General features: G+C 56.6%; 19 protein-coding genes and 1 pseudogene. 16 read left to right on the forward strand and 4 right to left on the reverse strand.

Annotated elements, in window-relative coordinates; translation table 11 throughout:
- The first annotated feature begins 113 nt into the window (after positions 1 to 113).
- The 7 genes from HX899_RS08265 to HX899_RS08295 all read left to right on the forward strand — a co-directional run bounded on the left by HX899_RS08265 (position 114) and on the right by HX899_RS08295 (position 8,726).
- Complete coding sequence (locus tag HX899_RS08265) at positions 114 to 1,217, forward strand: ABC transporter substrate-binding protein (protein ID WP_127431676.1); 1,104 nt, start codon at positions 114 to 116, stop codon at positions 1,215 to 1,217.
- A 33-nt stretch (positions 1,218 to 1,250) separates the two neighbouring features.
- A complete protein-coding gene (locus tag HX899_RS08270; protein ID WP_127431675.1) occupies positions 1,251 to 2,426 on the forward strand; it encodes a M14 family metallopeptidase in 1,176 nt (391 codons plus the stop codon).
- Positions 2,350 to 3,450 carry an ABC transporter substrate-binding protein gene (locus HX899_RS08275; protein WP_127431674.1) on the forward strand — a complete coding sequence of 367 codons (1,101 nt, stop codon included), beginning with the start codon at positions 2,350 to 2,352 and terminating at the stop codon, positions 3,448 to 3,450. The genes HX899_RS08270 and HX899_RS08275 overlap by 77 nt, the downstream gene beginning before the upstream one ends.
- A gap of 83 nt (positions 3,451 to 3,533) precedes the next feature.
- Complete coding sequence (locus HX899_RS08280) at positions 3,534 to 5,366, forward strand: ABC transporter permease subunit (RefSeq protein ID WP_244604873.1); 1,833 nt, start codon at positions 3,534 to 3,536, stop codon at positions 5,364 to 5,366.
- A gap of 12 nt (positions 5,367 to 5,378) precedes the next feature.
- A complete protein-coding gene (locus HX899_RS08285; RefSeq protein ID WP_127431673.1) occupies positions 5,379 to 6,449 on the forward strand; it encodes an ABC transporter ATP-binding protein in 1,071 nt (356 codons plus the stop codon).
- Positions 6,450 to 6,615: 166 nt separating this feature from the next.
- Positions 6,616 to 8,082: a M81 family metallopeptidase gene (locus tag HX899_RS08290; RefSeq protein WP_127431672.1), complete on the forward strand. Its 1,467-nt coding sequence runs from the start codon at positions 6,616 to 6,618 to the stop codon at positions 8,080 to 8,082.
- Positions 8,083 to 8,198: 116 nt separating this feature from the next.
- Positions 8,199 to 8,726: a hypothetical protein gene (locus HX899_RS08295; protein WP_127431671.1), complete on the forward strand. Its 528-nt coding sequence runs from the start codon at positions 8,199 to 8,201 to the stop codon at positions 8,724 to 8,726.
- A gap of 153 nt (positions 8,727 to 8,879) precedes the next feature.
- Here the strand turns inward: HX899_RS08295 and hisD are convergent, their stop codons facing one another.
- Positions 8,880 to 10,178, reverse strand: coding sequence for a histidinol dehydrogenase (hisD, locus tag HX899_RS08300; protein ID WP_127431670.1), 1,299 nt, complete (start codon positions 10,176 to 10,178; stop codon positions 8,880 to 8,882).
- A 185-nt stretch (positions 10,179 to 10,363) separates the two neighbouring features.
- On the opposite strand from hisD, the gene HX899_RS08305 reads away from it, so the two are divergent.
- Both HX899_RS08305 and HX899_RS08310 read left to right on the forward strand, forming a co-directional pair.
- A complete protein-coding gene (locus HX899_RS08305; protein ID WP_127431669.1) occupies positions 10,364 to 10,912 on the forward strand; it encodes a cupin domain-containing protein in 549 nt (182 codons plus the stop codon).
- Between the two features lie 214 nt (positions 10,913 to 11,126).
- Positions 11,127 to 12,227: an ABC transporter substrate-binding protein gene (locus HX899_RS08310; RefSeq protein WP_127431668.1), complete on the forward strand. Its 1,101-nt coding sequence runs from the start codon at positions 11,127 to 11,129 to the stop codon at positions 12,225 to 12,227.
- Positions 12,228 to 12,428: 201 nt separating this feature from the next.
- Here HX899_RS08310 and HX899_RS08315 read toward each other — a convergent pair whose 3' ends face one another.
- On the reverse strand, positions 12,429 to 13,361 hold the full coding sequence (locus HX899_RS08315) for a LysR family transcriptional regulator (RefSeq protein WP_127431667.1): 933 nt from the start codon (positions 13,359 to 13,361) through the stop codon (positions 12,429 to 12,431).
- 105 nt (positions 13,362 to 13,466) lie between these two features.
- On the opposite strand from HX899_RS08315, the gene HX899_RS08320 reads away from it, so the two are divergent.
- From HX899_RS08320 to HX899_RS08335, 4 genes are read left to right on the forward strand one after another with little or no spacing between them, the layout of a single operon-like run.
- Positions 13,467 to 14,852, forward strand: coding sequence for a VOC family protein (locus tag HX899_RS08320; protein ID WP_127431666.1), 1,386 nt, complete (start codon positions 13,467 to 13,469; stop codon positions 14,850 to 14,852).
- Between the two features lie 35 nt (positions 14,853 to 14,887).
- Positions 14,888 to 16,420 carry an aldehyde dehydrogenase family protein gene (locus tag HX899_RS08325; protein WP_127431665.1) on the forward strand — a complete coding sequence of 511 codons (1,533 nt, stop codon included), beginning with the start codon at positions 14,888 to 14,890 and terminating at the stop codon, positions 16,418 to 16,420.
- A gap of 11 nt (positions 16,421 to 16,431) precedes the next feature.
- Positions 16,432 to 17,682, forward strand: coding sequence for a pyridoxal phosphate-dependent aminotransferase (locus HX899_RS08330; RefSeq protein WP_127431664.1), 1,251 nt, complete (start codon positions 16,432 to 16,434; stop codon positions 17,680 to 17,682).
- On the forward strand, positions 17,679 to 20,720 hold the full coding sequence (locus HX899_RS08335; protein ID WP_127431663.1) for an FAD-binding and (Fe-S)-binding domain-containing protein: 3,042 nt from the start codon (positions 17,679 to 17,681) through the stop codon (positions 20,718 to 20,720). The genes HX899_RS08330 and HX899_RS08335 overlap by 4 nt, the downstream gene beginning before the upstream one ends.
- A gap of 56 nt (positions 20,721 to 20,776) precedes the next feature.
- On the opposite strand, the gene HX899_RS08340 is transcribed toward HX899_RS08335, so the two are convergent.
- A protein-coding gene (locus tag HX899_RS08340) for an IS630 family transposase (protein ID WP_127431662.1) occupies positions 20,777 to 21,725 on the reverse strand; the annotation gives its coding sequence in 2 pieces (ribosomal slippage) (positions 20,777 to 21,379 and positions 21,381 to 21,725; 948 coding nt in all).
- A gap of 90 nt (positions 21,726 to 21,815) precedes the next feature.
- Positions 21,816 to 22,247 carry an Lrp/AsnC family transcriptional regulator gene (locus HX899_RS08345; protein ID WP_127431661.1) on the reverse strand — a complete coding sequence of 144 codons (432 nt, stop codon included), beginning with the start codon at positions 22,245 to 22,247 and terminating at the stop codon, positions 21,816 to 21,818.
- 138 nt (positions 22,248 to 22,385) lie between these two features.
- Here HX899_RS08345 and HX899_RS08350 point away from each other — a divergent pair, with 138 nt between their 5' ends.
- The 3 genes and pseudogenes from HX899_RS08350 (at position 22,386) to HX899_RS08360 (ending at position 26,291) form a co-directional block, all read left to right on the forward strand.
- Positions 22,386 to 23,489, forward strand: coding sequence for a saccharopine dehydrogenase family protein (locus tag HX899_RS08350; protein ID WP_127431660.1), 1,104 nt, complete (start codon positions 22,386 to 22,388; stop codon positions 23,487 to 23,489).
- Between the two features lie 195 nt (positions 23,490 to 23,684).
- A pseudogene (locus HX899_RS08355) lies at positions 23,685 to 25,044 on the forward strand (Glu/Leu/Phe/Val family dehydrogenase).
- Between the two features lie 14 nt (positions 25,045 to 25,058).
- Positions 25,059 to 26,291: a DUF3422 domain-containing protein gene (locus HX899_RS08360; protein ID WP_127431659.1), complete on the forward strand. Its 1,233-nt coding sequence runs from the start codon at positions 25,059 to 25,061 to the stop codon at positions 26,289 to 26,291.
- Positions 26,292 to 26,729 lie beyond the last annotated feature (438 nt).

Consider the following 26,729-nt stretch of genomic DNA (forward strand, 5'->3'; position numbering starts at 1 on the left):
CCTGTCGCTTTCTGCTGCCACGGTTTCATTGAAGGAGGAAATCCCAGCACTCCTGTGCTGGCATTGGCATGAGCTGATGGGCCGTTTCTTTAGACAACCAAAAGGGGAATGCGATGACAACTAGAACTATCAGCCTGGCACTTAGCTTCGCGGCGATGGCCGTAACACAAGTCTCTGCAGTCCGCGCCGAAAACATTCCGGAAAACTTGAAGGGTTCCGGAGAGGTCGTTGTGGCAGTCGACGGCGGAAGCTACGAGGCGGCGCTTCGAAAGGCGTTCTTCGACCCGTTCACCAAGGATACGGGAATCAAGATCGTGGTCGTTCCCTCCAATCCCGGAAAGCTGCTTGCATCAGTAAAAGTCGGTCAGCCGGATGCGGATCTGACGTCCGTTTCCGGCGGCGAGTTTCCCGGCTGGATCTCGAAGGACGCCGTTGAGCCGATGGACTACAGCTTCTTCGCGAAAGAAACTCTCTCAGCAATGCCCGAGCAACTCGTGGACAAGAACGGCGTCGGAGCCCTGCTCTATTCCGCCGTTATCGCCTTCAATACCAACAAATTCACTGCCGATGGGAGGCATCCGGACAACTGGGTCGATTTCTACGATGTGAAGGACTTCCCGGGGAAGCGAGCGCTCCCGAAGTGTGAACGTATACTCGCGGGCGGTCTTCTGGCAGGCGCTCTGCTCGGAGACGGAGTTTCGCCGGCGAATCTGTATCCACTCGACGTCGATCGCGGCTTCGCGAAAATCAAGCAGTTTAGGCCCAACGTGGGACGTTGGTGGTCCGGTGGAGCGGAAGCTCCGCAGAGCCTCATCTCCGGAGACGCCGATATGGCAGTTTCCTTCAACGGCCGCATTGCCATGGCCAAGCAGGAAGGTGCGCCCATCGCCTTCACATGGAACCAGTCGCTTCTTCAGTATGATTACTGGGTCATAATGAAAGGCTCGCCGAACAAAGAAAATGCAAGCAAGTTTTTGGCCTATATCTCGCGGCCTGTCCCTCAGTCGCAGTTCGCACTGGCCATGCGCTACGGGCCTGTCAACAAGGAAGCTTTCGGTCTTCTTCCGAAGGAAATCGCTGCGGATCTCCCCGGAGCGCCGGAAATCGCCGACAAGCAAATCTTCGAAAACTACAAATGGTGGGCTGAGATGCGTCCCGATGGCCGGACGAACTACGACGACGCAATGAGTCGTTGTGTAGAGATGCTATCGCAATAGGACCAAGCATCGGAAACCACGAGTGCTACGACAATGAAGATAACTGCCTCATCGAACAGCGTTGCGTATGGAGAGCCTGGCATCTTCCGAGGCCACTTCTCCTTCGCCGACCCTCGTCTTTCAGGATACATGTGGCCTCTGTGCGAGATCCGTGGCGATCGTGATGGGCCGAGGCTTTGTATCTCGGCAGGCGTTCATGTGAATGAGGTCGCCGCTATCGAGGCTGCTGTTCGCCTTCAGAAACTGTTCGATCCCCGAAAAATTCAGGGATCGGTTTCGATTATCCCGCTTGTGAACCAGCCCGCACTGTACAAATACAGCGAATACGTCTGTCCCCTCGATGGAAAAAACATCAATTTCTCGTTCCCAGGCGACCCCAACGGCTCGTTTTCTGAGATCCTCTGTGACGCAATAATGAACGAGTGGTGCGTGGGTGCGGATTGCTACGTAGATATGCACGGAGGTGATCTTCGAGAAAACGTTTCCAAGTTCACCATCTTCCAGCACACGGACGACCCAGTCCTGGACGAACGTGCAAGACGGATGGCGATGTGCTTCGACGCCGAACTCGTCGTCGGCCTCCCCGTTGCTCATATACCGAAGCCAGGCCGCCCGCCGACAGGATTTGCCTCGAAGAACAGGCTCGCAATCATGTCGGAGGCCGGCGCGAATGGATTAGTTGACGAAGCCTCAGTGCAATTTCATGTCGACGGCGTCCTTAATGTCGCACGGGCTCTAGGAATACTCGACACGCCGTCAACCGAATTCCAACGAGCACGGGTTCCTTGTGACGACTATATCTGGGTGGCCTGTCCGACAGACGGGGAGTTTTACTCGGAGGTAGAGCCTGGCGACCGAATTCATAAAGATCAGCGGCTCGGAACTATCTGCGATCTGTTTGGGGAAACCGTCGCGGAGATTGCCGCGCCCGAAACAGGATTCTTGCTGTGGCGCATAACGCACCCCTCCATTCCGAATGGGTCGCCGGTGCTAGCGATCGCTGTGGAAGAACGAGCAGCGAGCCAGCGTAAGGGAGACATTCGAACACAGCAAAGCCAGACAACGATCAGGCCATGGCACGGGACCAACGTTCGATTTAAACCAGAGCTACTTCAAAAAAAGGGGAATACAGATGAAAACCACAACGATTACTCAATCACTCACCGCGGTTTTGTTGCTTGCTGCCCTGTCGGCACCCGCCAAGGCTGACGAAGTACCCGCAAATCTTAAAGGTACAGGCGAACTCGTCATCACTTCCGGCGGCGGCACCTGGGAAGCGGCGCAGAAGAAAGCCTTCTTCGATCCTTTCACACGTGACACCGGCATCAAGGTGGTGTTGGTACCGGAAGATCACGCCAAATTGCTAGCTTCGGTGAAGCTTGGCCAGCCTGAAGCCGACCTCACATCTGTTCCCGGCGGTGCTCTCGCCGGCTTCGTCGAAAAGGACGCCGTCGAGAAAATCGACTACAGCCTATTCGCAAAGGACACCCTTGCGGAAATGCCGGAGCAGATGAAGAACGAGAACGGTGTAGGTGCGCTACTCTATTCGGTTGGTGTCGCCTACAACACCACGAAGTTTCCGAAAGGCCAAGAACCGAAAAACTGGGTCGATTTCTATGACGTAAAGAAATTCCCAGGCGCGCGAAGCCTTCCCAAATGCGAAAAGCTCGTCGACGGCGGTTTGCTTGAAGGTGCGCTTATGGGCGACGGCGTCCCCGCTGACAAGGTCTATCCCATCGACATGGACCGAGCATTCGCGAAAGTGGCGGTACTGAAGCCCCATGTCGGTCGCTGGTGGGTCGCCGGTGCAGATGCCCCTCAGAGTTTGATCAGTGGCGAGGTTGATATGGCCGATGCCTACAATGGCCGTATCTTCGGCGCTAAGAAGGAAGGTGCGCCGTTGGAATTTTCCTGGGATCAATCCTTGCTTCAGTATGACTTCTGGGTCGTCATGAAGGGTTCCCCGAATAAGGAAAACGCCGAGAAATTCCTGGCATACGTTTCTCGCCCGGAACCACAGGCTGCGTTCTCAGAAGCTATCTCCTACGGCCCGGTCAACGAAAAAGCTTTCAGCCTCGTATCGAAAGAACTGCTCGATATCCTTCCAGGATCTCCCTCCATCGCAAAGAAGCAGGTCTACCAGGACTACAGATGGTGGAACACCAAGAATGCCGATGGACGCACGAACTGGGACGTAGCACTCGAGCGTTGCGTAGCTCTCCTGTCGCAGTGAGGTGGCGCGGGACGCGCCACCTCCTAACGAAGAATTCGATACACGCCGCTCGTCCTTGACGAGCAGCGAAGGAGAAAGGCATCATGGACGTGGCAGCTTTCAATCCCGTCGCTTCGGCGTCTGAGGGGCTGGCCGAAAGACAAAAACCGATGAACCGATCCAACCGCAAATTAAAGATGGGCAGCGTTGTCGCAGCCACTCCACTTCTCGTCTTGTTGATCGGGTTCCTTGTCATTCCGCTGTCCTACATCTTCTGGGGAAGTTTCGAAGGTACGAAGCTGAATTTCGCACATTACGGACGCGTGTTTGCCAGTGCCGTGAACTTCAACATTCTCCTTCATACACTTCGCGTAGGTCTTATTGTCACCGTGGTCTCGCTTCTGCTGGGCTACCCGGTAGCCTATCTCCTGACCAAGGTTCGCTCGCTCTCTCTGTCCATTCTGAGCGTCTTCATTCTGATCCCTCTCTTCACAGCCTTTTTGATCCGGACTTATGCCTGGATGATCATTCTGGGGCGTGAAGGGATCATAAATAACGCGCTGATCTGGCTTGGCCTGATCAGCGCGCCTCTGCAACTCCTAAACACCACCTTCGCGGTTGTAGTCGGTATGACACACGTCTTCGTGCCGATGGCCATCTTCACGATGTATTCAGCAATGGCACGTATCGACCACGATTACGCGCATGCGGCCCAGATCCTTGGGGCGAAACCCGTTCAAGCCTTCCTTCGTGTGTATCTGCCGATGACGCTGCCAGGCGTATTTTCGGCGGGAATCCTGATTTTCATCACCGCCATCGGCTTCTACATCACGCCAGCTCTCCTCGGTGGACCGAGCGACACGATGATTTCGCAACTCATTGTAGATCAAATGACGACGCTTCTGAACTTTGAACTCGGATACGCTTCGTCTATGGTCCTGCTTTTCGTCACGATCGCAATCCTCTTCGTCGCGAGCTTGTTCATTCCCCTCGAAATGATCTGGTCGTCGGCGACGAGCTCGCCGGATAGCGAGCCTCGTGCTGCGGCTCGCCTGCTTAAGCGCGCAAAGCGAATGCTTGCTCCACTCGTCGCCGCTATTGAGGGAGGCACCCATGCGGTCACAAGAGCCCTGCTCACCAAAAATGGCGGTTGGCTTTGGGCTTACACGGTCGCGATCCTAATGTTCCTCACAGCGCCCTTGATCGTCGTGGTGATTCTCTCATTTAGCTCTTCGCCGTTCGTGGTGTTTCCTCCCCCGGGTTTCTCGCTGCAATGGTGGCAAAAGTTGGCGAATGCTGCGGACTGGCACCAGTCCTTCTTCTTCTCGATCCAACTCGGGATCGCCGCGGCATTCGTCGCTACGATCATTGGGACCATGGGCGCCTTCTGGCTCGTGCGCACGAAGTTCTTGTTTAAGAAGATGCTCTTCCTGGTCTCACTGTCTCCTCTTATGGTCCCGGTTGTAATCATCGCAACGTCTCTCTATGTATTCGAGGCTCGTCTCAAAATCCTTGGAACCTTCACGGGCTTGGTGATCGGACATGTGTTGCTGTCCGTGCCCTACGTCATAGTAGTGATGGCCGCCGCATTAAGGAACTTCGACGCCTCACTTGAACCAGCTGCCGCAGTCCATGGCGCTCGTCCGCATCAGGTGCTTCGCCTTGTGACACTTCCGATTTTGAAGCCGGCTCTTCTCACGGCAAGCCTGCTCGCGTTCCTCACATCGTTCGACGAACTTCTTGTCGGCCTCTTCCTTCTGGGACGTCAGACACCGACGCTTCCAATCAAGTTCTGGGCCGATATCAAGTATCAGATCGATCCGCTTCTTAGCGCAGCATCCACTCTCATCGTCGTGCTCGTTACGGCATCGATAATCACAGTCCAACTGATCCGCGTGCGTTACGAAAAGCGCACTGCGGCCAGTACGGCCGAATGATCGGAGACAAATATGTCCACTAGCCTTGAAATGAAAAACATTCAGAAGTTCTATGGCCCTCTGCATGTGGTGAAAGACTTCGATCTCCACATCCAACCCGGGGAGTTCGTTACGTTCCTGGGACCATCGGGCTCTGGCAAAACGACCGCCCTCAAGATGATCGCCGGCTTCGAAACACCGACATCAGGTGACATCTTCCTGGGCACTCGGTCGATCGTCGATCTTCCCGCTTATGAGCGCGGAATTGGCATGGTCTTCCAGAACTATGCGCTCTTTCCGCATATGACGGTCGCAGAAAACGTCGCCTTCCCCCTCACAGTCCGGAAGACGCCTCGCAAAGACGTCGAGGAAAAGCTCGCAAAGGCCTTGCAACTCGTCAAGATGGATCAGTACAGCAGCCGCTATCCCAACCAACTATCAGGTGGTCAGCAGCAACGCATCGCCTTGGCCAGAGCGATCGTGTTCAATCCGAGCATCCTGCTTATGGACGAGCCGCTCGGGGCATTGGATCGGAATCTGCGAGAGCACATGAAGATCGAAATCATGCGGATTCAGAAAGAACTCAACATGACGGTTGTCTTCGTAACTCACGACCAGGACGAGGCGCTAACAATGTCCGACCGCATAGCCGTGATCAACGAAGGTCGGCTCGTGCAGGTAGATGACAGCAAAGGTCTTTATAGTAAGCCCAAAAACCGCTTCGTCGCGTCATTCGTTGGAGAATCGAACATGATTCCCTGTCGCGTCGATGAGGCGGAAAACGGAGCGGGCAAGGTGACGATGGCAGGGATTTCTACCTGCTCAGCACAACTGACGGGTCAGTCCCAGGGTGACGATGGTTGGCTCTTTGTTCGCCCAGAGCATATCGACATCACCCCTGTGTCAACGTCTTCCGAGGCACTGAACTCCGTCGCCGGCGTCATCGAGAACGTGCTCTTCCTTGGTGAGATGACCAGATACCACATTCGGTGCGGTGACGAAACCATCATCGCTAAGCGGCAAAACCGCGGTCAACCCCACTATACCGGTGGCACCTCGGTAACGGTGTCTTGGAAACCCGAGCATTGCGTCATGCTGAACTAACTGAGGCGGGCGGCGTCGCAATCGAGGATAAACGTCGGCTTTTGATCCGGACGTGTCCGGGCAATTAGCTACGACACTTCATCGGAAGGGGTTGAGGTATGGCCGAGCTAGTTGAACGGACATCCTTCTACTCAGCGCCTCTTCTTCAACGGGGACTACAGTTACAATGACCTTTAAGCTTGCAGTTGGCGGCATCGAGCATGAAACGAATACATTTCGGCTCCAAGACGCGAAGTCTTCCGACTTTGATGTGGTGCGGGGAGACGCGCTCATTCTTAAGCACGAAGGGGTGCGATCCTATCTAGGCGGAATGCTGGATGCTGCGGCTAGTTTAGGTGCAACAGTGGTGCCAACTTTACATGCGGATGACGAGCCTTCGGGTATCATTGACGCGGACGCCTATGCACAAATGGTCGATGATCTGCTTTTACACATCAAGAGAGCTCTTCCTCTCGATGCGGTAGCTCTGGCTCTACATGGCGCAGGGGTCGCCCATGGCGTGAGCAATATTGAAGTAGACATTTGCGAAAAGGTTCGGCAACTCGTCGGTCCAGAAGTGAAAATCGTGATAACGCTGGATCTGCATGGGAACTTAAACCCGAGATTATCTGAATTAGTCGACGCGGCATTTGGCACTCGCTACCATCCTCATACGGATATGTTCGAAAGGGGTCAGGACGCGGTAAATATCATCCCTAGACTGCTGGATGGCAGCGTTATTCCAGAACTGTATATTGAGAAGATCCCCTTCCTACTAGCGCCCGTCACAACAATGTATGGTGTTGCCGCCGCAGTGAACGATCTTTGTCGACAATTTGAAAAGGACGACGACATTGTCTCGTGCACGTTCTTTCATGGCTTCCCGTACGTCGACAACTCGGACTTGGGGGCATCGGTACTTGTGGTGGCCAATGGCAATGCGGAAAAGGCCGGTGGTGCCGCGAAGCAGATTGCCCGTTTGGTCTGGGATTCTAGAGAGACCATTGGAGCACAATCGTTTTCCCCAGAAGCAGCCGTCGAAATCGCTTTATCATCGGGCGACTGGCCTGTGGCTGTACTCGACGGGGCAGATAATCCGGGGGGAGGATGCCCTGGCGATGGGACTTATCTCTTGCGCGCAATGCTTGAGGCGGATCTGCGAGAGGCTTGCTACGCTGCCGTTTGCGATCCAGCGGTTGTCAGACAGTCGCACGAGGCAGGTGTCGGTAAGACGATCCAGATAACCCTCGGCGGTAAGACCGATGAAATGCATGGTGCGCCCATCGAGGCAAACGCATATGTAAAAGCCCTAACTGATGGCCGCTTCATCCGTATGTCCGCTGAAGAAAAAGGACGGTCGATGAATGTAGGGCCGACCGTGCGGCTACAAGTAGGTGGCACCGAGGTCATCGTCGTTTCCGAGCGCCACCAGGTGTACGATCCTGAGATATTTTTGATGCATGGGATCGATGTATCGCGCTTCAAGATCGTGGGAATTAAATCGACCAACAAGTGGAGGGACGGCTTCGCCAGCATAATCAAGCGTGATTATCTCGCGGATAGCCCTGGCCTGATGAGCCAAGACCTGACCCGCTACGACTATAAGCAGATCCGACGACCATTGTGGCCCTTAGATAAGGAGACACGATACTAACCGATTATCTAGCGTAGCTGCCACCTTGGAGCGCGCGCTCCAAGGTATACCATCGATTATAGTCGCTTACTGCTTTGGAAGATCGTGCAAGGCGCTGCGCTAATGACCGAGATACAATGGCGTTCAAGCAGCTTTCGGGGGCAGCCAATCTTGTTGGGAATGCTCCGCTCGAAATGGCTACGCATCGGAACCTGGCCGTACTTGGTGGGCCACAATTAGACGACGCGGACAAGAGGTTTACCGCCGAGATTCAAAAGACCCTGTCGCCTACGGACATAAGGACGTCCTACGCGGAGTATGGGCTGCCGGAGAAGAATGAGGTGCTTTCAAGCGACATCTATTCGCCGCTGAACGGAAGGTTGACCCCATCGTCGTCGACGGACGTAGGAACACTGAGTTGGATCGTACCAACCGTCCAATGCCATGTGCCGTGTTATGCCGTCGGAACGCCGCCCCACTCGTGGCAACTCGTTGCGCAAGGCAAGGCACCGGCCGCACACAAGGGCATAGCACTTGCAGCCAAGGCAATGGCCGCCGTCGCCAGAGACCTCTTCATCAACGGAGGCCTTTTGTCTACTGCTAAGACCGAGTTTCAGCGTTTCAGAGCCGCGAATGAATTCAGAAATCCCATCGGTCGGAAATGACCCAACTGCTCGCAATGGGTGCGTTGAAGTAAGCGCTCCTTTTGGGTTCCCGCCGCCCTGTGTCTCCATGAGAGCCGCAAAGCCAACTCCTTTCCCATGAGGAGCCAATCCCATCGATCGCATCGGTCATGCAAACTTCAAGGTGGGACCACATCACTCTGCGGCGAGTTGCTTCGGTCTAAGACGAAGTGCGGCGGCGCGGCGATGGCCCTCGAGTTTTTCGGTCGCGCTCTGGCGAACAGCTGCGGGAGCAACGGCGGCAACACCGCGTTCGTCCAGCCATTGGTGGGTAGCGATCTTCACGTAGGAGCCGACCCAGAGCCCGCCCGTGTAGCGCCCTGCACCCATCGTCGGCAGGGTATGGTTCGTGCCACAGCACTTGTCGGAATAGACGACACTGGCAAGTTCCCCAATGAAAATCGAGCCGTAGTTGCGTAGCTTCTGCGCGGTTGCCTGCGGATCACGGGTGTGGACCTGCAAGTGCTCCGTTGCGATGTGATCGGAGTAGGCAATCATCGCCTCTTCGTCCTCGACAACGGTGATCTCGCCGTAGTCCTTCCACGCGACCGCTGCCACCGGTGCCGTCGGCAGGGTTTCCAACTGATTGTGGACTTCGCTTAGAATGTCTTCAGCGAGTTTGCGGTCGGTTGTGACCACACCAACACGGGTGCGGACATCATGCTCGGCCTGGGCGAGCAGGTCCGTTGCGATCGTTACTGCATTGGCCGTTTCGTCAGCAACGACGAATATTTCGCTGGGACCGGCAAGCTGGTCGATACCGACCTGGCCGAACACCTGGCGCTTTGCTTCGTTAACGAAGGCATTGCCGGGCCCGACGATCTTGTCGACGGCCGGGATCGTCTCGGTGCCATATGCCATGGCGGCGATTGCTTGCGCGCCGCCGACGCGGAAGATGCGATCGGCGCCCGCGAGATGGCAGCCAGCGATCATGGCCGGGTGAGCATTTGGCGGAAGGCAAGCGATGACTTGGTCGCAGCCAGCGACCTTTGCCGGTACGATGGTCATCACCGGAGCCGAAAGAAGCGGGTAACGACCGCCCGGTACATAGCAGCCAACCGTTTCAATCGGGATTACACGATGACCGAGGTGAAGACCGGGAAGGCTCTCGATTTCGAGAGGCAAAATAGTGCCAAGTTGCGCCTCGGCGAAGCGACGGACATTGGCAATCGCGAACTCGGTGTCTTCGCGGGTCTGCGGATCAAGATCAGCAACAGCCTTCAGCTTTTCTTCCTCGGTGACCTCGAAGTTTGCGACGTCAGCCTTGTCGAAGGCGAGGGAGTATTCGCGAACCGCCGCGTCACCTCGCTTGCGGACATTTGCGATGATCTCCTTTACGGTTGTTTCGACTTGCGCTGTATCGGAGACGGCGTCCCTGGTCGGTTGCTTCAGCTGGACGAATTTGCCTTTCAACGCTTCAAGACGCGGCGTCATCAAAATCTCCTGAAATTGGGATAATCCACGCCAGCATCGTGGAAGCTCAGCGGCCCGGCAATCGCCAGTCAACCGCCTGTTCAGTATATTCACCAGCATTTAGCCTGTATGTTGCATCTGGTCTTCCCTTCGACATGGATGGTGTCGTTGTGGGTCTGGTTGAATGATACGGGGAGAGCTGTCACATGCCCAAGATCGGGAGCAAGCTGCATGAGTTGCGCCGTCGCCGCAATTTGAGTGCTCGAGAACTGGCCGCCCGTTCAGGGATATCTCATTCAACAATTTCCCTTATTGAACGAGATCGGATGAGCCCCTCGATTGATACGCTCAGCGCGGTGCTCGAAGCCTTGGGCACGACAATGCCTGGCTTCTTCTCCGATTTGCAGTCGACCCTTCCATACTCTCCGTTCTACGCGTCTGTTGACCTGGCCGAGATTGGAAAGGTCGATACAATTTCATATAGGGTTATCGGACTGGATCATCCAAACCGACAGTTGTTGATGTTGCACGAGCGCTATGCGCCCGGCGCTGATACAGGCGAGGAGTTTTCACACGCCGCGCAGGAGGCTGGCATGGTGCTATCGGGGAAGGTGGAGGTCACGGTTGGAGATCAGAAACGAGTGCTGCAACCGGGTGACGGATACTATTTCGACAGCCGGCTGCCTCACCGCTTTCGCAACGTCGATGACCGACAGAGCGAAATCCTCAGCGCGATCACGCCGCCCACCTACTAGTCTCGGACCTCCAAACAGATGGTGAGAATAATAACCAGAGTGGTCAGGGCTGCTTCCCAAATGCTTGAAACGTGATTTCCTATTGGGCAGTCCAGAACTCAGGGAAATGACCGTTCAAGGCTGAAGCTACGTACGCTTAAGGCGTCCGCTCTGCCAAACAGGCGCGTACCCTTACACTGCTTGAGTGGGAGCCTTAGTCAAGGAGGAAGAAAGCATGAATACATCAGTACTTGCCATCGCCATCAGTACCGCGCTGGGCTGGTCAGTAGTGGCAACATCCGCCTGGGCACAAACTGTGCCTGAAAACCTAAACGGAACTGGAGAGGTCGTTGTTACATCTGGAGGTGGCGCTTGGGAGGCTGCTCAACGCAAAGCCTTCTTTGAGCCGTTCACTCGTGACACGGGGATCAAAGTTGTCGTCGTGCCGCAAGACGACGGCAAGATGTTGGCTTCAATTAAACTGGGTCAACCGGCCGCAGACATAACTGAGATAAATGGAGGTTCGTTACCTACCTGGGTCAATAAATCCGCAGCTGAAGAAATTGACTACAGCCTCTTCGGGAAGGATACACTGAATGGTATGCCCGATTATCTAAAGTCCAAGTATGGGGTCGGCGCTGTTATATTCTCGTTGAACGTAGCCTATAACACTAGGATGTTCTCTGAAGAGAATGCTCCAAGGAATTGGGTAGATTTCTACAACGTTGATGCATATCCAGGTAAACGAGGCCTTCCGAAATGTGAAAGTCTGTTAAACGGGGGGCTGTTAGAAACAGCACTCTTGGGTGACGGTGTTTCGCCTCAAGCGCTTTATCCTCTCGACGTGGAGCGCGCGTTTGCGAAGATCACAAAAATGAAACCGAATGTTGGCCGTTGGTGGGTCGCTGGCGCGGACGCGCCTCAAAGCCTTGTGAGCGGTGAGGTCGATATGGCTGCTTCCTACAATGGTAGGATCATAAGTGCAAAAAAGCAGGGAGCGCCACTCGCCCTATCTTGGGAACAAGCCTTGCTGCAATATGATTACTGGGTGGTGCTGAAAGATGCACCCAACAAGGAAAATGCTTTTAAATTCCTGGCCTATATTTCCCAAGCGAAGCCCCAGGCGGCATTCTCCACAGAAATTCCGTACGGTCCAATAAATAGCGACGCATTCGCGCTACTGTCAAAGGATCTGGTTGAAGCCCTTCCGGGCGCGCCCGAGCGGAAAGGCAAAGAAATCCCGCAGAACTATGAATGGTGGGGTCAGACACAAGCTGACGGACGCACTAACTATGAGCTAGCGCTTGAGCGTTGCGTGTCAATTCTTTCCCAATGAGAGTACCTGGCACCCCTTTGGCGGATTGAGGCAAGGTTGTTTTGGAAATTCGTCGACACCTTCTCGTAGGAGGTGTCGACGCCAGGTGCCAAGTCAAACGAACCTCTACGTCATTGTATTTTTCGGCTGCAACTTCTCGTTAGTCAGGGAAAGTCCCTAACGAGATAGCGGCTTTGCTCGCGGCAGCATGTTGTTCGGGACTCATGAAATATTTGGCCCCAGAGCGGTGATAGAGATTGATCTATTGATTTCTTGAAGAAGCCATTCCTGAAACTCCACTGCGAGCCCTAGCGTTCGCTTCTGCTCGGGGCGAACGATATAGTACGCATTCTCCGTTTGCATTGATAGAGGGACAAACGGGGCCAGCGTGCCGGAGGCAAGCTCATCTTCAACCAAATATGTAGGGAGGAGAGCGACTCCAAGGCCCGCGACCGCAGCCGAAATGATCATGGAGAATTGATCAAATCGCGGACCCTGATACGCGCGCGGAATCCGTATGCCGTGATGGGCGGACCAGTCAGACCACAGCTTTGGTCTTGTCGTCAAGTGCAACAATTGCGCACTGCAGAAAGGGTCGTTCGTTGCCGCACGAGTCCTCTCTTGAAAAGCCGGGCTTGCAACAGGCAAAACGGATTCGTTGCACAAGAACGTGGCGGTTGCACCTGCCCATGTGGGCTGCCCGAAATGAATCGCCATATCAAAATTCTCCTCGGCGAAACTGAACGGGCTCGAGCGGGACTCAACGCATATAGCAACGTCGGAATGATCGGCAATGAACCTTCCGAGCTTGGGAACAAGCCACTTGGCCCCGAAAGTCGGCAGTGTGGCAATTCGCAGGGACGAACTCATGGTTCCGGCTGCTACGGCTCCAATCATCAGCCGCTCAGACTGCACTAGAAGCTGTCTGACTTCAGGCAACAGTTTCTGTCCTGCGTCAGAAAGCACGACACGACGTTTGATGCGCTCGAATAGCCGAAGTCCAGTTTGCTGTTCAAGTTCAGCTATCTGCCTGCTAATGGCACCCTGGGTGAGATTGAGTTCTTCAGCTGCTCTGGAGAAGTTCTCGTGACGCGCAGCGCATTCGAATGCCTGCAGATTTATGATGTCCGGGATCATGGCTCTTCGCATATACATTCCAATCGCTCATTAATTTAACCGAATATCTCACAACACGGCTACGAAAATCCGGGTTACGGTGATGAAAGTGAATGATAAGCGCTAACTACAGGAATTTCCACCATGCCGGAGAAGGTTTCCGCAAGCGACATCCGGGCTTCCTTTTCGAGTGCGATGTCCGCAATGTATCGAGAAGAAGTTCCGGCATATGGCACACTCATGGAGTTGGTCGCTCGCGTGAACCAACAGGCGCTGGCCAGCGATCCGGAGCTGAAATCCCGTCTCGAAGCGACTGACAACTTGCAGCGCATTTCCGAGGAGCGGCACGGGGCCATCCGGCTCGGCACCGCAGCTGAGCTTGCAATGATGGGTCGCATCTTCGCGGTGATGGGAATGTATCCGGTCGGCTATTATGATCTGTCGACCGCGGCTGTTCCTGTTCACTCGACGGCTTTCCGGCCGGTTGGGGAAGAGGCGCTGAAGCGCAATCCCTTCCGCGTATTTACCTCGCTCCTGCGCCTCGACCTGATCGCGGACGAAGACCTGCGGCGAGAGGCGCAGGCCGTTCTTGCCGAGCGCCAGATCTTCACGCATGGTGCTGTTTCCCTGACGGAAAAGGCGGAGAGGGAAAGCGGGTTCGGAAAGGAAGATGCTGCCCGTTTCGTATCGGAAGTACTGGAGACCTTCCGCTGGCACGAAAAGGCCAATGTAGAGCTTTCCATGTACCATCGCCTTCACGACGCCCACCGATTGTTAGCGGATGTCGTTTCGTTCAAGGGGCCGCACATCAACCACCTGACGCCCCGCACCCTGGACATCGACAAGGTGCAAGCGCTTATGCCGGAATATGGCATTGCGCCCAAGGCTGTGATCGAAGGTCCGCCCACACGCAAATGCCCGATCCTTCTGCGCCAGACGTCGTTCAAGGCTCTGGAAGAGCCAGTTTCTTTCCAGGATGGCAAGGGGGGCTGGCAGGCTGCCACCCATACGGCCCGCTTCGGCGAGATCGAGCAGCGCGGCGTCGCATTGACTCCGAATGGCCGCGCCCTTTACGACAAGCTGCTGAACGACACTCGCAAGATCGTACGTCCGGCCGCCGATGGCTCCAATGCCGCAGCTTATGCGGCCGCACTTGCCGATACGTTCAAGGCTTTTCCAGATGATTGGGCGTCAATCCGCTCCAAGGGTCTCGGTTACTTCACTTATGCAGTGACCGAAAAGGTTGGGCGTACGGCGTCGGTCGATCTCGATACGTTGATCGCCGAAGGCTTTATCCGCTTCGATCCCATCGTCTATGAAGACTTTCTGCCCGTCAGTGCGGCCGGAATCTTCCAGTCAAATCTGGGCGACGGTGCTCAGCAGGAATTCGAAGCGAGCCCGAACCAGGTGCGATTCGCAGCTGGCCTCGGAGCACAAGTTTTGAACGAATTCGATCACTACGAAGGCATCGAAAAGGCGTCGATCGAAGCCTGCCTTAATGCGATTCAGAAGCGTTCTGCCGCCGAGTGACCGGCCGAACCAACCGTTTTCCGGAGTTTCCATAGATGAACAATGTTCCTGTAAATCTCTCCCTCAAGGCGGAAGCTGCTTCCATTCTGAACCGCCTCGACGTGGATAAAGCCGCCTACACTGGCGGGAACCTTAGCTCCTTCTCTCCCGTCACAGGCGAGCAGACCGGCAGTCTGAAAACAGTGTCTGCAACTGAAGCAGTTCAGATTGTCGATCGCGCAGATGTTGCATTCCGCGCATGGCGTCTGGTGCCTGCGCCGAAGCGTGGGGAACTGGTACGACTGTTTGGTGAGGAACTGCGCGCTGCCAAGGCCGATCTGGGCCGTCTCGTGTCCATCGAGGCAGGCAAGATCCCCTCCGAAGGCCTGGGCGAAGTACAGGAAATGATCGATATCTGCGATTTCGCGGTAGGCCTGTCTCGTCAGTTGTATGGTCTGACCATCGCCACGGAGCGCCCCGGTCACCGGATGATGGAAACCTGGCATCCGCTCGGTGTCATAGGGATCATCTCCGCCTTCAACTTCCCAATTGCCGTCTGGGCCTGGAACGCGGCTCTGGCGCTGGTTTGCGGCAACAGCGTCGTCTGGAAACCTTCCGAAAAAACACCCCTGACCGCGCTTGCCGCGCAGGGCATCCTCGAGCGCGCCCTGAAGCGCTTCGGTGATGCACCAGCTAATCTTGCGCAAGTGCTCATCGGCGATCGCACCGCAGGCGAAGTCTTGATCGATCACCCGAAAGTGCCGCTGGTCTCGGCAACTGGTTCTACCCGGATGGGCCGCGAGGTCGGTCCGCGTCTTGCCAAGCGTTTCGCCCGGGCCATTCTCGAACTGGGCGGCAACAATGGCGGTATCGTTTGTCCCTCCGCGGATCTCGACATGGCACTGCGTGCCATTGCCTTCGGCGCAATGGGCACGGCCGGCCAGCGCTGCACCACGCTGCGCCGCCTCTTCGTTCATGAAAGCGTCTATGACCAGCTCGTACCGCGCTTGAAGACGGCCTATTCCAGCGTTTCCGTCGGCAACCCGCTTGACGGAAGCGCCTTGGTCGGTCCGTTGATCGACAAACTGGCTTTTGAAGCGATGCAAAGAGCAATCGCCAAAGCCAAGACCCATGGTGGTGCGGTACATGGTGGCGAGCGGTTCGACGCCGGTAGCGCGGACGCCTATTATGTGAAGCCGGCCCTGGTGGAAATGCCCGCGCATGAAGGTCCGGTGCTGGAAGAGACTTTTGCACCAATTCTTTATGTCCTAAAGTACAGCGACTTCCATACTGTTCTGGCCGACCACAATGCAGTAGGTGCCGGTCTCTCCTCGTCGATCTTCACGCTGGACATGCGCGAAGCCGAGCGTTTCCTGGCGGCGGATGGTTCAGATTGCGGCATCGCAAATGTGAATATCGGCACCTCCGGCGCTGAAATTGGCGGGGCATTCGGCGGAGAAAAAGAAACCGGCGGGGGCCGTGAGTCCGGTTCCGACGCGTGGAAGGCCTATATGCGCCGCGCCACCAACACGATCAACTATTCGAAAGCCTTGCCGCTAGCGCAGGGTGTCTCCTTCATTATTGAATAGAGCTCTACGCCATGATGATCTCAGTAGACATTGGTGAGGCGGGCTTCCGACCCGCCGCGCGGATCGCCTCTGTCGGCGTTTCGAAAATCCTGCAAATTGGCGCCAAAGCCGCAGCGATGAAGCGAGAGGGCTTCCCCGTCATCATTCTCGGCGCGGGCGAGCCGAATTTCGACACACCGGACCATATCAAGCAGGCTGCGAAGGCGGCCATCGACGCAGGTGAGACCAAATATACCGCGCTTGATGGTTCGCCGGCTCTCAAGCAGGCGGCCTGCGCGAAGTTTAAGCGGGAAAACGGCATCGACTACGCCATCGACGAAGTGACCGCCGGCGCCGGCGCCAAGCAGATCCTATTCAACGCCTTCATGGCGACCATAGATCCGGGAGACGAGGTTATCATACCCACGCCCTGCTGGACCTCCTATTCCGACATTGTGGAAGTCTGCGGCGGTACATCTGTTCTGGTGCCGTGCGATGCGGCGGCCGGGTTTCGTCTTCAGGCCGAACAACTTGAGAACGCGATTACGCCAAGGACCCGCTGGGTGCTGTTGAACTCGCCGTCCAATCCGTCCGGCGCGGCCTACAGTGCGGCGGATTACCAGCCCCTGATCGATGTACTACTACGTCATCCGCATATCTGGCTGATGGTGGACGATATGTATGAGCATATCGTCTATGACGGATTTGAGTTCGTTACACCGGTGGCACTCGAACCGCGGCTCAAAGAGCGAGCGCTCACGGTAAATGGTGTGTCCAAAGCTTACGCGATGACCGGCTGGCGTATCGGCTATGCCGGTGGCCCTAAGGCGCTGATCAAGGCCATGGCGGTCATCCAAAGCCAAGCGACGTCCTGCCCGTGCTCGATCAGTCAGGCAGCTGCTATTGCCGCGCTCAACGGTCCACAAGAGTTCCTGAAGGACCGCCAGGCAAGTTTCAAGCGACGTCGCGATCTGGTGGTCGGTCGACTCAATGCCATTCCGGGTCTGGAATGCCGCACACCCGAGGGAGCATTCTATACCTTTTCGAGCTGCGCCGGTATACTGAACAAGGTCACCCCGAATGGAAAGACCATCGCCACTGATGCTGACTTTACTGATTACCTCCTGGAAGACGCACAGGTAGCTGTGGTGCCCGGTTCTGCTTTCGGTCTTTCCCCCTTCTTCCGCATTTCCTATGCGACATCGGAGGAGGAACTGGTCGAAGCGCTGAACCGCATCGAACGGGCTTGTGCGGCTCTGAAAGGATCAATTCTCCCGCCATGATTCCATGCCTCGATCGCCCAGCTTCCATCGCTGACGCTCCTGTCAGCTTCTCCGAGCGTCTGATCGAGGCGGGCTTTCGCGGCGATATTGAAACGCGGGCGGCCTCCCGCACGGTCTATGCTACGGATAACTCCATCTATCAGGTGGAGCCGCAGGCGATTGTCTTTCCCCGCGATGCGGAAGACATGCAAATCATCGCCCGCACCCTTTCGGAGCCAGCTTTCCTCACCATCGTCATCGCCCCGCGTGGTGGTGGCACAGGCACCAACGGCCAAGCTCTGACCGATGGCGTAGTCGTCGATTGTTCACGGCACATGAACCGTATTCTCGAAATCGACCCGATGCGACGTACGGCTTGCGTTGAGGCGGGCGTCGTCAAGGACCAACTCAACAGGGAGCTGAAGCCGCATGGATTATTCTTCGCGCCGGAACTTTCCACCTCGAACCGGGCGACGATCGGCGGTATGATTTCCACCGATGCCTGCGGGCAGGGCTCCTGCCTCTATGGCAAGACGTCGAACCATGTTCTGGGTCTGCGGGTCGTGCTGACGGACGGCTCGGATTTCTGGTCACGCCCGCTCGAAAACGCGGAGCTTACGGAGATATGTGCGCGCGATGACCGCATCGGTGAAGTGCATCGGATCGTGGAGCGCATCACGTGGGAAACGCAGGAGCGGGTCGCCGAGGTCTTCCCAAATCTCAACCGGTACATGACCGGCTACGATCTGGCGCATGTGCGACGACAGGACGGGTTTTTTGATCTCAACGCCGTGCTGTGCGGGTCGGAGGGAACCCTCGCCCTGATTGCTGAGGCCGAACTCAATCTCATGCCGCTTCCTGCCGAGGTGGCCCTCATCAACGTCCGTTATAGCGATTTCAATGCTGCGCTGGAAGATGCCCGCAACCTGGTTTCCCTCGGCGTCGCCTCGATCGAAACGGTTGACGAGAAAGTTCTCGATCTTGCCAAGGGCGATATTGTGTGGAACGCGATCGGCCGTTTCTTTCCCTCCGACGGGGAGCGGGCGGCAAACGGCATCAACATCGTCGAAATCTTGGCTGGCGGCCCCGACGAACTTGAGCAAAAGATCGCGGAGGTCGCTACCACGCTCGAGGCGCGGCCCGGTGCAAACCGGTTGGGATTCACGGTGGCGCGCGGCCATGCCGATGCCGAGGCGATCTGGACCATGCGCAAACGCGCGGTGGGCTTGCTCGGCAATGTCGAAGGATCGATTCGGCCGGTGCCGTTCGTCGAGGACACCGCCGTGCCGCCTGAGCATTTGGCCGCCTATATCCGCGAGTTTCGCGATCTTCTCGATAGGGCAGGCGTGTCCTACGGCATGTTCGGCCATGTCGATGCTGGAGTGCTGCATGTCCGCCCGGCTCTTGATCTGGTTCGACCGGATCACACAGCCCTGGTTCGCCAAATTAGTGATGAGGTGGTGGCGCTCACCCGCAAATATGGCGGCGTGTTATGGGGCGAGCATGGCAAGGGCGTGCGTTCGGAATATGTGCCGGAATTCTTCGGAGACCTTTACCCTTGCCTGCAGGACATCAAGCGCGGCTTCGATCCGCAAAACCGGCTCAATCCAGGCAAGATCACCAGCATCAACGGAAGACCTTTGCTGAAGATCGATGAGGTGCCGCTCCGCGGCGGTTTCGACAGGATTATTGGGCACGAAATCCGCGCCGCGTTCGACAACGCCGCCTATTGCAATGGCAATGGTGCCTGTTTCGATTTTGATGAAACCAGTCCTATGTGCCCTTCCTACAAGGCGACACGGGATCGGCGTCAATCGCCCAAAGGACGAGCATCACTCATGCGCGAATGGCTGCGAATGCTGGCCGAGAAAAATATTGATCCACGGAGAGAAGCAGAGGGTTTGCGCAAGGCCGGCAGGCTGTGGCAACTGCCACGCCGTATCGTCAATTCATTTTCCCCGGTAAACGCGGGCGATTTCTCGCATGAGGTCAAGGCGGCGATGGACAGTTGCCTCGCCTGCAAAGCCTGCGCCGGGCAATGTCCTATTAAGGTGAGTGTCCCCTCTTTCCGGGCCAAGTTTTTGGAGATCTACCATGGCCGCTATCTGCGGCCCCTCAAGGACCCGCTCGTTGCATCCATCGAAACAATGCTGCCGATGATGGCGCGTGTGCGGCCGCTATATAACCTCGTCGCAGGCACTGTGCCTGGCAAGGCACTGACGCGTCTGGCTGGGCTGACGGCACTTCCACATTTGCCCGCAGTATCGCTACCCAAGGAAGCCAGGCGGCTGGGAGTGGCCATTGCGCATGCCGAGGACCTGACACGGTTCTCCAATGCAAAACTGTCCCGGACAGTCGTATTCGTGCCGGATGTCTTCACCTCCTATTTCGATCCGGATGTCGCACTGGCGGCGATCAGCCTTGCCCGCAAGCTGGGCTATGAGCCTTTGCTTGCCGCCCCGCACATCAACGGGAAAGCGCTGCATGTGCATGGCTATCTCGGCCGCTTTGAAAGGGCGGCAAGAGGAACGTCCGTCTACCTGAAAGGGCTTACTGACCTTGGCGTAACATTAGTTGGCATTGATCCTTCAATGACGCTTGCCTTCCGCAGCGAATATAGCGCGGTGCCCGGCAAGCCCCTAGGGGCCGATGTAGCCCTGCCGCAAGAGTGGCTTGCAAATGTTCTAGCAGAGCAACCTCTAGCCAAATCCATCGAAGGTATACGTTACACGCTCATGCCCCATTGCACGGAAAGAACCAACGCGCCTGCCGCCATCGGGCAGTGGAAGGCGGTATTCGCGCAATTGGGTATTGAACTCGCAGTTGCCGAGACGGGGTGTTGCGGGATGGCGGGCACGTTTGGGCACGAGACGCGCAACAGAAGATTATCGAAAGCGCTCTATGAAATGAGTTGGAAGTCTCCAATCGCAGGCCGACAAAAAGGGGACGTTGTCATGGTCACTGGATATTCCTGCCGGTCGCAGGTCAAGACCCTTGACGCTGTTGGTCTTGAGCATCCCCTTCAAGTCATAGAACGCCTTGTCAATTTCAAAGTATAGATACTGGCGTCGCAATCAGCGGCGAGGCGCATCTAGCTGGATGTATTTAGAGCGTTTCAGGTTTTGACGGAAGCGTATCCGGCATTGGCGAAGTAGTTGCTGCATTCGCTGGGCTCGATGGTTTTGACGGGGTGTCCGATGTGGCGCCAGGTGTCATCGATGGTTCGCTTCTGAGCCAGGCGCATCCAGTGCTTGATTTTGGCGAAAGCCCGTTCGATTGGATTGAGGTCGGGGGAGTACGGCGGCAAGTACCAGAGCCGAGCACCAGCGTTGCGGATCATCTGACGGATGGCGACCGACTTGTGGGAGCCGAGATTATCCATCACGACGATGTCGCCGGGTTTGAGCACCAGTACGAGTTGCTGCTCGACATAGGCGCGAAAGCACTCACCGTTGATCGGTCCATCGAAGACACAGGGTGCGGTGAGCCGATCGCAGCGCAACGCGCCGAGGAAAGTCAGGGTGCGCCAATGTCCGTGCGGGGCGAAGCTGCGCAGGCGTTTGCCCTTCGGCCCCCACCCTCGAAGCGGCGCCATGTTGGTCTTGATCCAGGTTTTATCGATGAAGACCAGCCGTCTTGGATCGAGGCCAGCCTGCCAGGATCGCCAGCGCTGTCGCCGTCGCGCGACGTCAGCGCGCGCCTGCTCAAGGGCGAACAGTGGTTTTTTTGAACCGCAATCCCTCACGCCGCAGGAACTGCCATACCGTATCGTGGGATACCTTCACCCCTCGCGCGGCCAGCTCTTCCTTCAACCTGTGCAGTGACACATGCGGCGTCTGGTTGATCCGCTCCACGATAAACGTCCGGTGCGGTTCCAGAACCCGCTTGCGGTGGCCGCCCATCTTCCCAGGCGCGACAGATCCGCTCGAACGATAACGCTGCGACCACTTTACCGCTGAAGACACGGCAATACCGAACCGCGCCGCAACCGACCGGCAGCTCTCACCGGCTTCGATTGCAGCAACAACACGCTCACGAAGATCATTGGAAAGAGGTCGCGTCATTCGATGCTGGCCTCCACTCCAGCCAGCATCTTGAATCACAAAACACACAAAAACGGAATCCCTGCCGATTCAACTAAATCCAGATACGCTCTAGCGGCTTAGCCGGGTGGACATGATGATCGAGGAAAGCGTTCGCTCAACGCCATCGATCATTCCGATCCCGTCGACGAGTTGATCAAGTTCCGAAATCGACGGAGCTTCGAGAACCGCAATTAGATCGAATGTGCCGCTCACCGAATGCAGTGATTTCACACCATGGATTGCCTGCAGCGAAACGCAAACCTGTGATAAGACTTTTGGCGCGAGCGTGATCATGACATGCGCTTTCGCAAGACCTGATTGATACTCATCGGACAGTCTCACGTTATATCCGGCAATGACCCCTTCACGCTCCAGGCGATCAAGTCTGGACTGAACGGTCGTTCTCGACAAACCGAGCTTTTTGGCAAGGCTCGCCACGGGCGCGCGCGCATCCTCGCCAAGCAAATCGAGCAGTTCGCGGTCTTTTTCCGTTACATTCATCAGAACCTCTGCATTCAGACTATCCAATACGGCGAAGTGCTTAAAACAAGCCAACAAAAATAGCAATGTGACCCTATGATATGGCGTGTGATCTAGTCAAACTGACAACATTCAAATCCTGAAGCGAAGGGGACTGAAATGAAGGATATAATGGTCATTGGCGCAGGTAAGATCGGTGGCGCCATCGCATTGATGCTGGCCGAAACAGGCAATTACAATGTCGTCGTAACCGATCGTGATCAGGCGCAGATCAACAAGCTCGACAAGCATCCTGCGATTTCCGGAAAAGTCGTTGATATCACCGACATCGGGGCACTCGTAGTGATGCTTCGCGGGAAGTTCGCCGTTCTGTCCGCGGCGCCCTTCAACCTGACCGGCAAAGTCGCCGAGGCTGCACTGGAAGCCTCGGTGCATTACCTTGACCTGACGGAAGATGTCGCAACGACCAAGAAGGTCGAGGAGCTCTCCGAAGGTGCAGATGTTGCTTTCATTCCCCAGTGTGGCCTCGCGCCCGGCTTTATCTCGATTGTTGCCAACGACCTTGCCAAGCGCTTTGACACGCTGGATAGCGTGCGCATGCGCGTTGGAGCCTTGCCGCAATATCCGTCGAACGCTCTGAACTACAATCTGACCTGGAGCACGGATGGTCTGATCAACGAATACATCGAGCCATGTGAGGCGATTGTTGAGGGCAAGTTCATTACAGTGCCGGCCATGGAAGAGCGCGAAGAATTCTCGCTGGATGGTGTTACCTACGAGGCATTTAACACATCTGGTGGTCTCGGCACCCTGGCCAAGACGCTGGAGGGCCGCGTTCGGACGATGAACTACCGCACGATCCGCTACCCAGGCCATCAGGCAATAATCAAGGCGCTGCTGAACGACTTCAATCTCAAGAACCGCCGGGACGTGCTCAAGGACCTGTTCGAAAATGCTCTGCCGGCCACGATGCAGGACGTGGTCGTGATCTTCGTCACCGTGTGTGGCTGGAAAGAGGGCCGCTACATGCAGGAAACCTACGCCAACAAGGTTTATTCGGGTGTCGTCGCGGGCAAAACGATGAGCGCGATCCAAATCACGACGGCCGCCGGCATCACGACGGTTCTCGACCTCCTCGCCGATGGAAAACTGCCTCAGAAGGGCTTCGTTCGGCAGGAGGAAGTCGCGCTCGCAGATTTCCTGAACAATCGCTTTGGCCAGGTTTACGATCCTGAGGCCATGCGTCTGAAGAAGGCGGTCTAGTCCCTTGTCATGACTTCAGGCGCCTGGCGTTGATGGTGTCGGGCGTGTCGCTCTGAACGCGGGCTGCGGCTCACCCCTCGCAGGGTGGGGTTGGCAACCCGCCAGTCGTTTACAACAACAGAAGGCCCCAACGAGCATTGCCCGATGAATTCCGCCAGTTTCCTTGAAAGTGTCGACCAGAACTTCCGTCATGCCATGTCATTCCTCAATCTGGGGGAGGGACTGGCTGAACGGATCATCCAATGCAACTCGACCTACACGGTTCGCTTCGGCGTGCGCCTTCGTGGTCAAATGTACAGTTTCATCGGCTGGCGATCGGTCCACAGTGAGCACTGCGAACCGGTCAAAGGCGGCATCCGCTATGCCTCGAATGCCCGACGCCGATGAGGTCGAGGCTCTTGCCGCATTAGTGACGCTCAAGTGCTCGCTCGTCGACGTGCCATTCGGTGGCTCCAAGGGCGCACTGAAGATCGATCCGAGCGAGTGGTCGCCGCAGGAACTTGAGCGCATCACCCGCCGCTTTACCCAGGAACTGAACAAACGCTGCCTGATCGGTCCCGGTGTCAACGTTCCAGCCCCCGATATTGGCGGCACGGGCGAACGGGAAATGGCTTAGATGATGGATGAATTCCGCCGTGCCAATCCGACCGACGTCGTCAATGCTCGCGCTTGCGTCACCGGCAAGCCGCTGTCGAAGGGCGGGATCGCCGGCCGAACGGAGGCCACTGCTCGTGGCGTGCAATTCGCCATCCAGAGCTATCTTCGCGACACTCGCACGCAAGGTCTTGATGGCCGGCGCCATCTCAAAGGCGCGTCCGTTATCGTGCAAGGCTTCGGCAATGTCGGCTATCACGCCGCCAAGTTCCTATCCGAAGAGGACGGCGCACGCGTCAACGTTGTTGCTGATCGCGACGGCTACGTCGCCAACCCCGAAGGCCTTTCCATCGAAGCGCTCAAGCAGCACCAAATCGGCACCGGCAACATTCTCGGCTTTGAAGGCGCCAGGCCCTTTGCTGGCGACATGACTGAGATAGAACAGCGCTGCGACGTTCTCATCCCGGCGGCGACGGAAAATGCTATCCACGCCGAGAACGTCGAACGCATCAAGCCCCACCTCGTCGTCGAAGCGGCCAATGGTCCTGTCACCTTCGAGGCCGACAAGCTCCTCCGCTCCCGCGGCGTCACCATTCTCCCCGATCTCTATGTCAATGCCGGCGGTGTTGTCGTCAGTTACTTCGAGTGGGTCAAGAACCTGACGCATATCCCCTTCGGCCTGATGGAACGTCGTCGGCGCGAGCGACGCAACCAGACGATTGCGGCGGCGCTCGAGCGGATGACCGGCAGGGAGTTCCCCGCCGACATCCGCGACGAGTTCCTCGAACGCGGCGACGAAATAGATCTTGTCCGCTCCGGCCTCGAAGACGTCATGCGCAGCACTTGGGCACGCATCGGCGATCTTCTCGAGACACAGCCCGAACTCGGCGATTACCGGACCGCAGCCTATGTCGCTTCCATCCGGCAGGTCGCCGACACCTATGAGGCAATCGGGATTTAGTTCGGGGGCGCGGCATGCTAACAGGAGAGACGGATCAGCCGACGGCAGCGGACTTTACGGCCGAACTTCATGCGCGGCCGTCCATATATTTCGCCGGGCCGGCACTCGTCGAGCATTTCGCTCTGATGCCGGCTCAGTCGCCTGCTAGACAAACGGGCGGCTCCATATCTTTGGGCAAGCATGACACCGACCTTATAAAGACGCGTGTCGAGTATCACACAGAGTTCGTAACCGTCACACGCGTGACAATGCTCGATCACGAACCGGAACAATGGCCGGCGCCAACGCTGGTGACGTCCGACATTCTCGCAATGCTCGGTCTGCCTTCGGCATCGATTATCGGTCAGGTCAGTATCCTGGTAATGGGGCCTGCGCCGGATGAATTGGGCGACTTCCTGCCGAAATTCGGGTTTGATGTCAGCGCCGCGTCAATGATCGGAGGAGGGGCTGGCCAAGTTTGCTCCGACTTCCGGGTTCGTTCTAACGGGTGGAGCCATACGCTGCTGTTCAACAAGGATTTGAACGCCTATCGGCTTGGGCGAATGGTCCGTAGAATCTACGAGGTAGAGACCTACCGCTCGATGGCGCTGCTTGGGTTGCCACTCGCACGAAGGCTCGCGCCGCGGCTTGCCGAGTTCGATGCGCGGCTTGGAGAATTGGCAGACCGCAATCAGTCGACGCCGGCAGATCAGCACAAGAACCTGCTCAACGAGATCTCGGAGCTTTCAGCCGCCATCATCACCGCTTCGGCGGAAACTCGCAGCCGCTTCGGCGCGACTGCGGCCTATGCTAAGATCGTCGAGGAACGCATCAGCGAGCTGCGCGAGACACATGTGCCGGGCTTCCAGCGCTTTGGTGTGTTCATCACCAGGCGTTTCAAGCCAGCGGTTCGCACCTGCGAGGCCGCAGCCCATAGGCTCGAGCAGTTGTCCGGTGCCACCTTGCATCTCCTGAACCTGCTCCAAACCCGCATCCAGGTCGAGGTCGAGTTCCACAATGCAATTCAGATCAGGTCGGTGGCTGAACGGGCAGCGACGCAGGTGAAGATCCAGCGCGCGGTCGAGGGGTTCTCAATCATCGCCATCAGCTACTACCTCGTCGGTCTCATCAAAACGGCTTTCGAGGCATGTCAACATGCCGGGTGGGAATTAAGCCCGCTGCTGATGCTTGGGTCGCTCCCGCTCGTGTTCGTGACTGTGACAGCCACAGTGCTTCGCGTGAAGCGTGCACTCGCGACCCATGAATAGAACTTATTTGCATCATTCAATTGAGGGACGCGGTGCCACCAGATACCCAAATTCCAGAAAGCAAATGAAATCTTGCAAAACTACGGCCCATCGGCATCAAAGCGATCGCAGCCGCATGCAAGAGTTTTACGGCGGCCACCTGACCAAGCCGGATCCAACTGGAGCCTGACGATGCTAGTCACACGTGGTTGGCCTCAGCGTAACCACGATACGAAACGATAAGGCATCCAAACCCGGGTGCCCAGGGGCAAGACATGGATCTCCGTCATCTCCGCTACGTGGCAGTCGCCGATAGTAAAAGCAACACACCTGAAGCCAACCATAGGTTCCATAAACTAGATTATGCGACGACCGTCTGTAGCCGCAAAGTTAAAGTGTCCTGTTTCTGCAAAGTTGGAATGTCACACTCCCCGCGTTTGATTGGCGCCGGGGAGATTG

It is taken from the genome of Rhizobium sp. WYCCWR 11146, assembly GCF_013591995.1.
Lineage (GTDB): Bacteria > Pseudomonadota > Alphaproteobacteria > Rhizobiales > Rhizobiaceae > Rhizobium > Rhizobium indicum.

Coding starts and splice junctions, on each gene's coding strand:
- HX899_RS08265 (WP_127431676.1), top strand. CDS start 114: ATGACAACTAGAACTATCAGCCTGGCACTTAGCTTCGCGGCGATGGCC.
- HX899_RS08270 (WP_127431675.1), top strand. CDS start 1,251: ATGAAGATAACTGCCTCATCGAACAGCGTTGCGTATGGAGAGCCTGGC.
- HX899_RS08275 (WP_127431674.1), top strand. CDS start 2,350: ATGAAAACCACAACGATTACTCAATCACTCACCGCGGTTTTGTTGCTT.
- HX899_RS08280 (WP_244604873.1), top strand. CDS start 3,534: ATGGACGTGGCAGCTTTCAATCCCGTCGCTTCGGCGTCTGAGGGGCTG.
- HX899_RS08285 (WP_127431673.1), top strand. CDS start 5,379: ATGTCCACTAGCCTTGAAATGAAAAACATTCAGAAGTTCTATGGCCCT.
- HX899_RS08290 (WP_127431672.1), top strand. CDS start 6,616: ATGACCTTTAAGCTTGCAGTTGGCGGCATCGAGCATGAAACGAATACA.
- HX899_RS08295 (WP_127431671.1), top strand. CDS start 8,199: ATGGCGTTCAAGCAGCTTTCGGGGGCAGCCAATCTTGTTGGGAATGCT.
- hisD (WP_127431670.1), bottom strand. CDS start 10,178: ATGACGCCGCGTCTTGAAGCGTTGAAAGGCAAATTCGTCCAGCTGAAG.
- HX899_RS08305 (WP_127431669.1), top strand. CDS start 10,364: ATGCCCAAGATCGGGAGCAAGCTGCATGAGTTGCGCCGTCGCCGCAAT.
- HX899_RS08310 (WP_127431668.1), top strand. CDS start 11,127: ATGAATACATCAGTACTTGCCATCGCCATCAGTACCGCGCTGGGCTGG.
- HX899_RS08315 (WP_127431667.1), bottom strand. CDS start 13,361: ATGTATATGCGAAGAGCCATGATCCCGGACATCATAAATCTGCAGGCA.
- HX899_RS08320 (WP_127431666.1), top strand. CDS start 13,467: ATGCCGGAGAAGGTTTCCGCAAGCGACATCCGGGCTTCCTTTTCGAGT.
- HX899_RS08325 (WP_127431665.1), top strand. CDS start 14,888: ATGAACAATGTTCCTGTAAATCTCTCCCTCAAGGCGGAAGCTGCTTCC.
- HX899_RS08330 (WP_127431664.1), top strand. CDS start 16,432: ATGATGATCTCAGTAGACATTGGTGAGGCGGGCTTCCGACCCGCCGCG.
- HX899_RS08335 (WP_127431663.1), top strand. CDS start 17,679: ATGATTCCATGCCTCGATCGCCCAGCTTCCATCGCTGACGCTCCTGTC.
- HX899_RS08345 (WP_127431661.1), bottom strand. CDS start 22,247: ATGAATGTAACGGAAAAAGACCGCGAACTGCTCGATTTGCTTGGCGAG.
- HX899_RS08350 (WP_127431660.1), top strand. CDS start 22,386: ATGAAGGATATAATGGTCATTGGCGCAGGTAAGATCGGTGGCGCCATC.
- HX899_RS08360 (WP_127431659.1), top strand. CDS start 25,059: ATGCTAACAGGAGAGACGGATCAGCCGACGGCAGCGGACTTTACGGCC.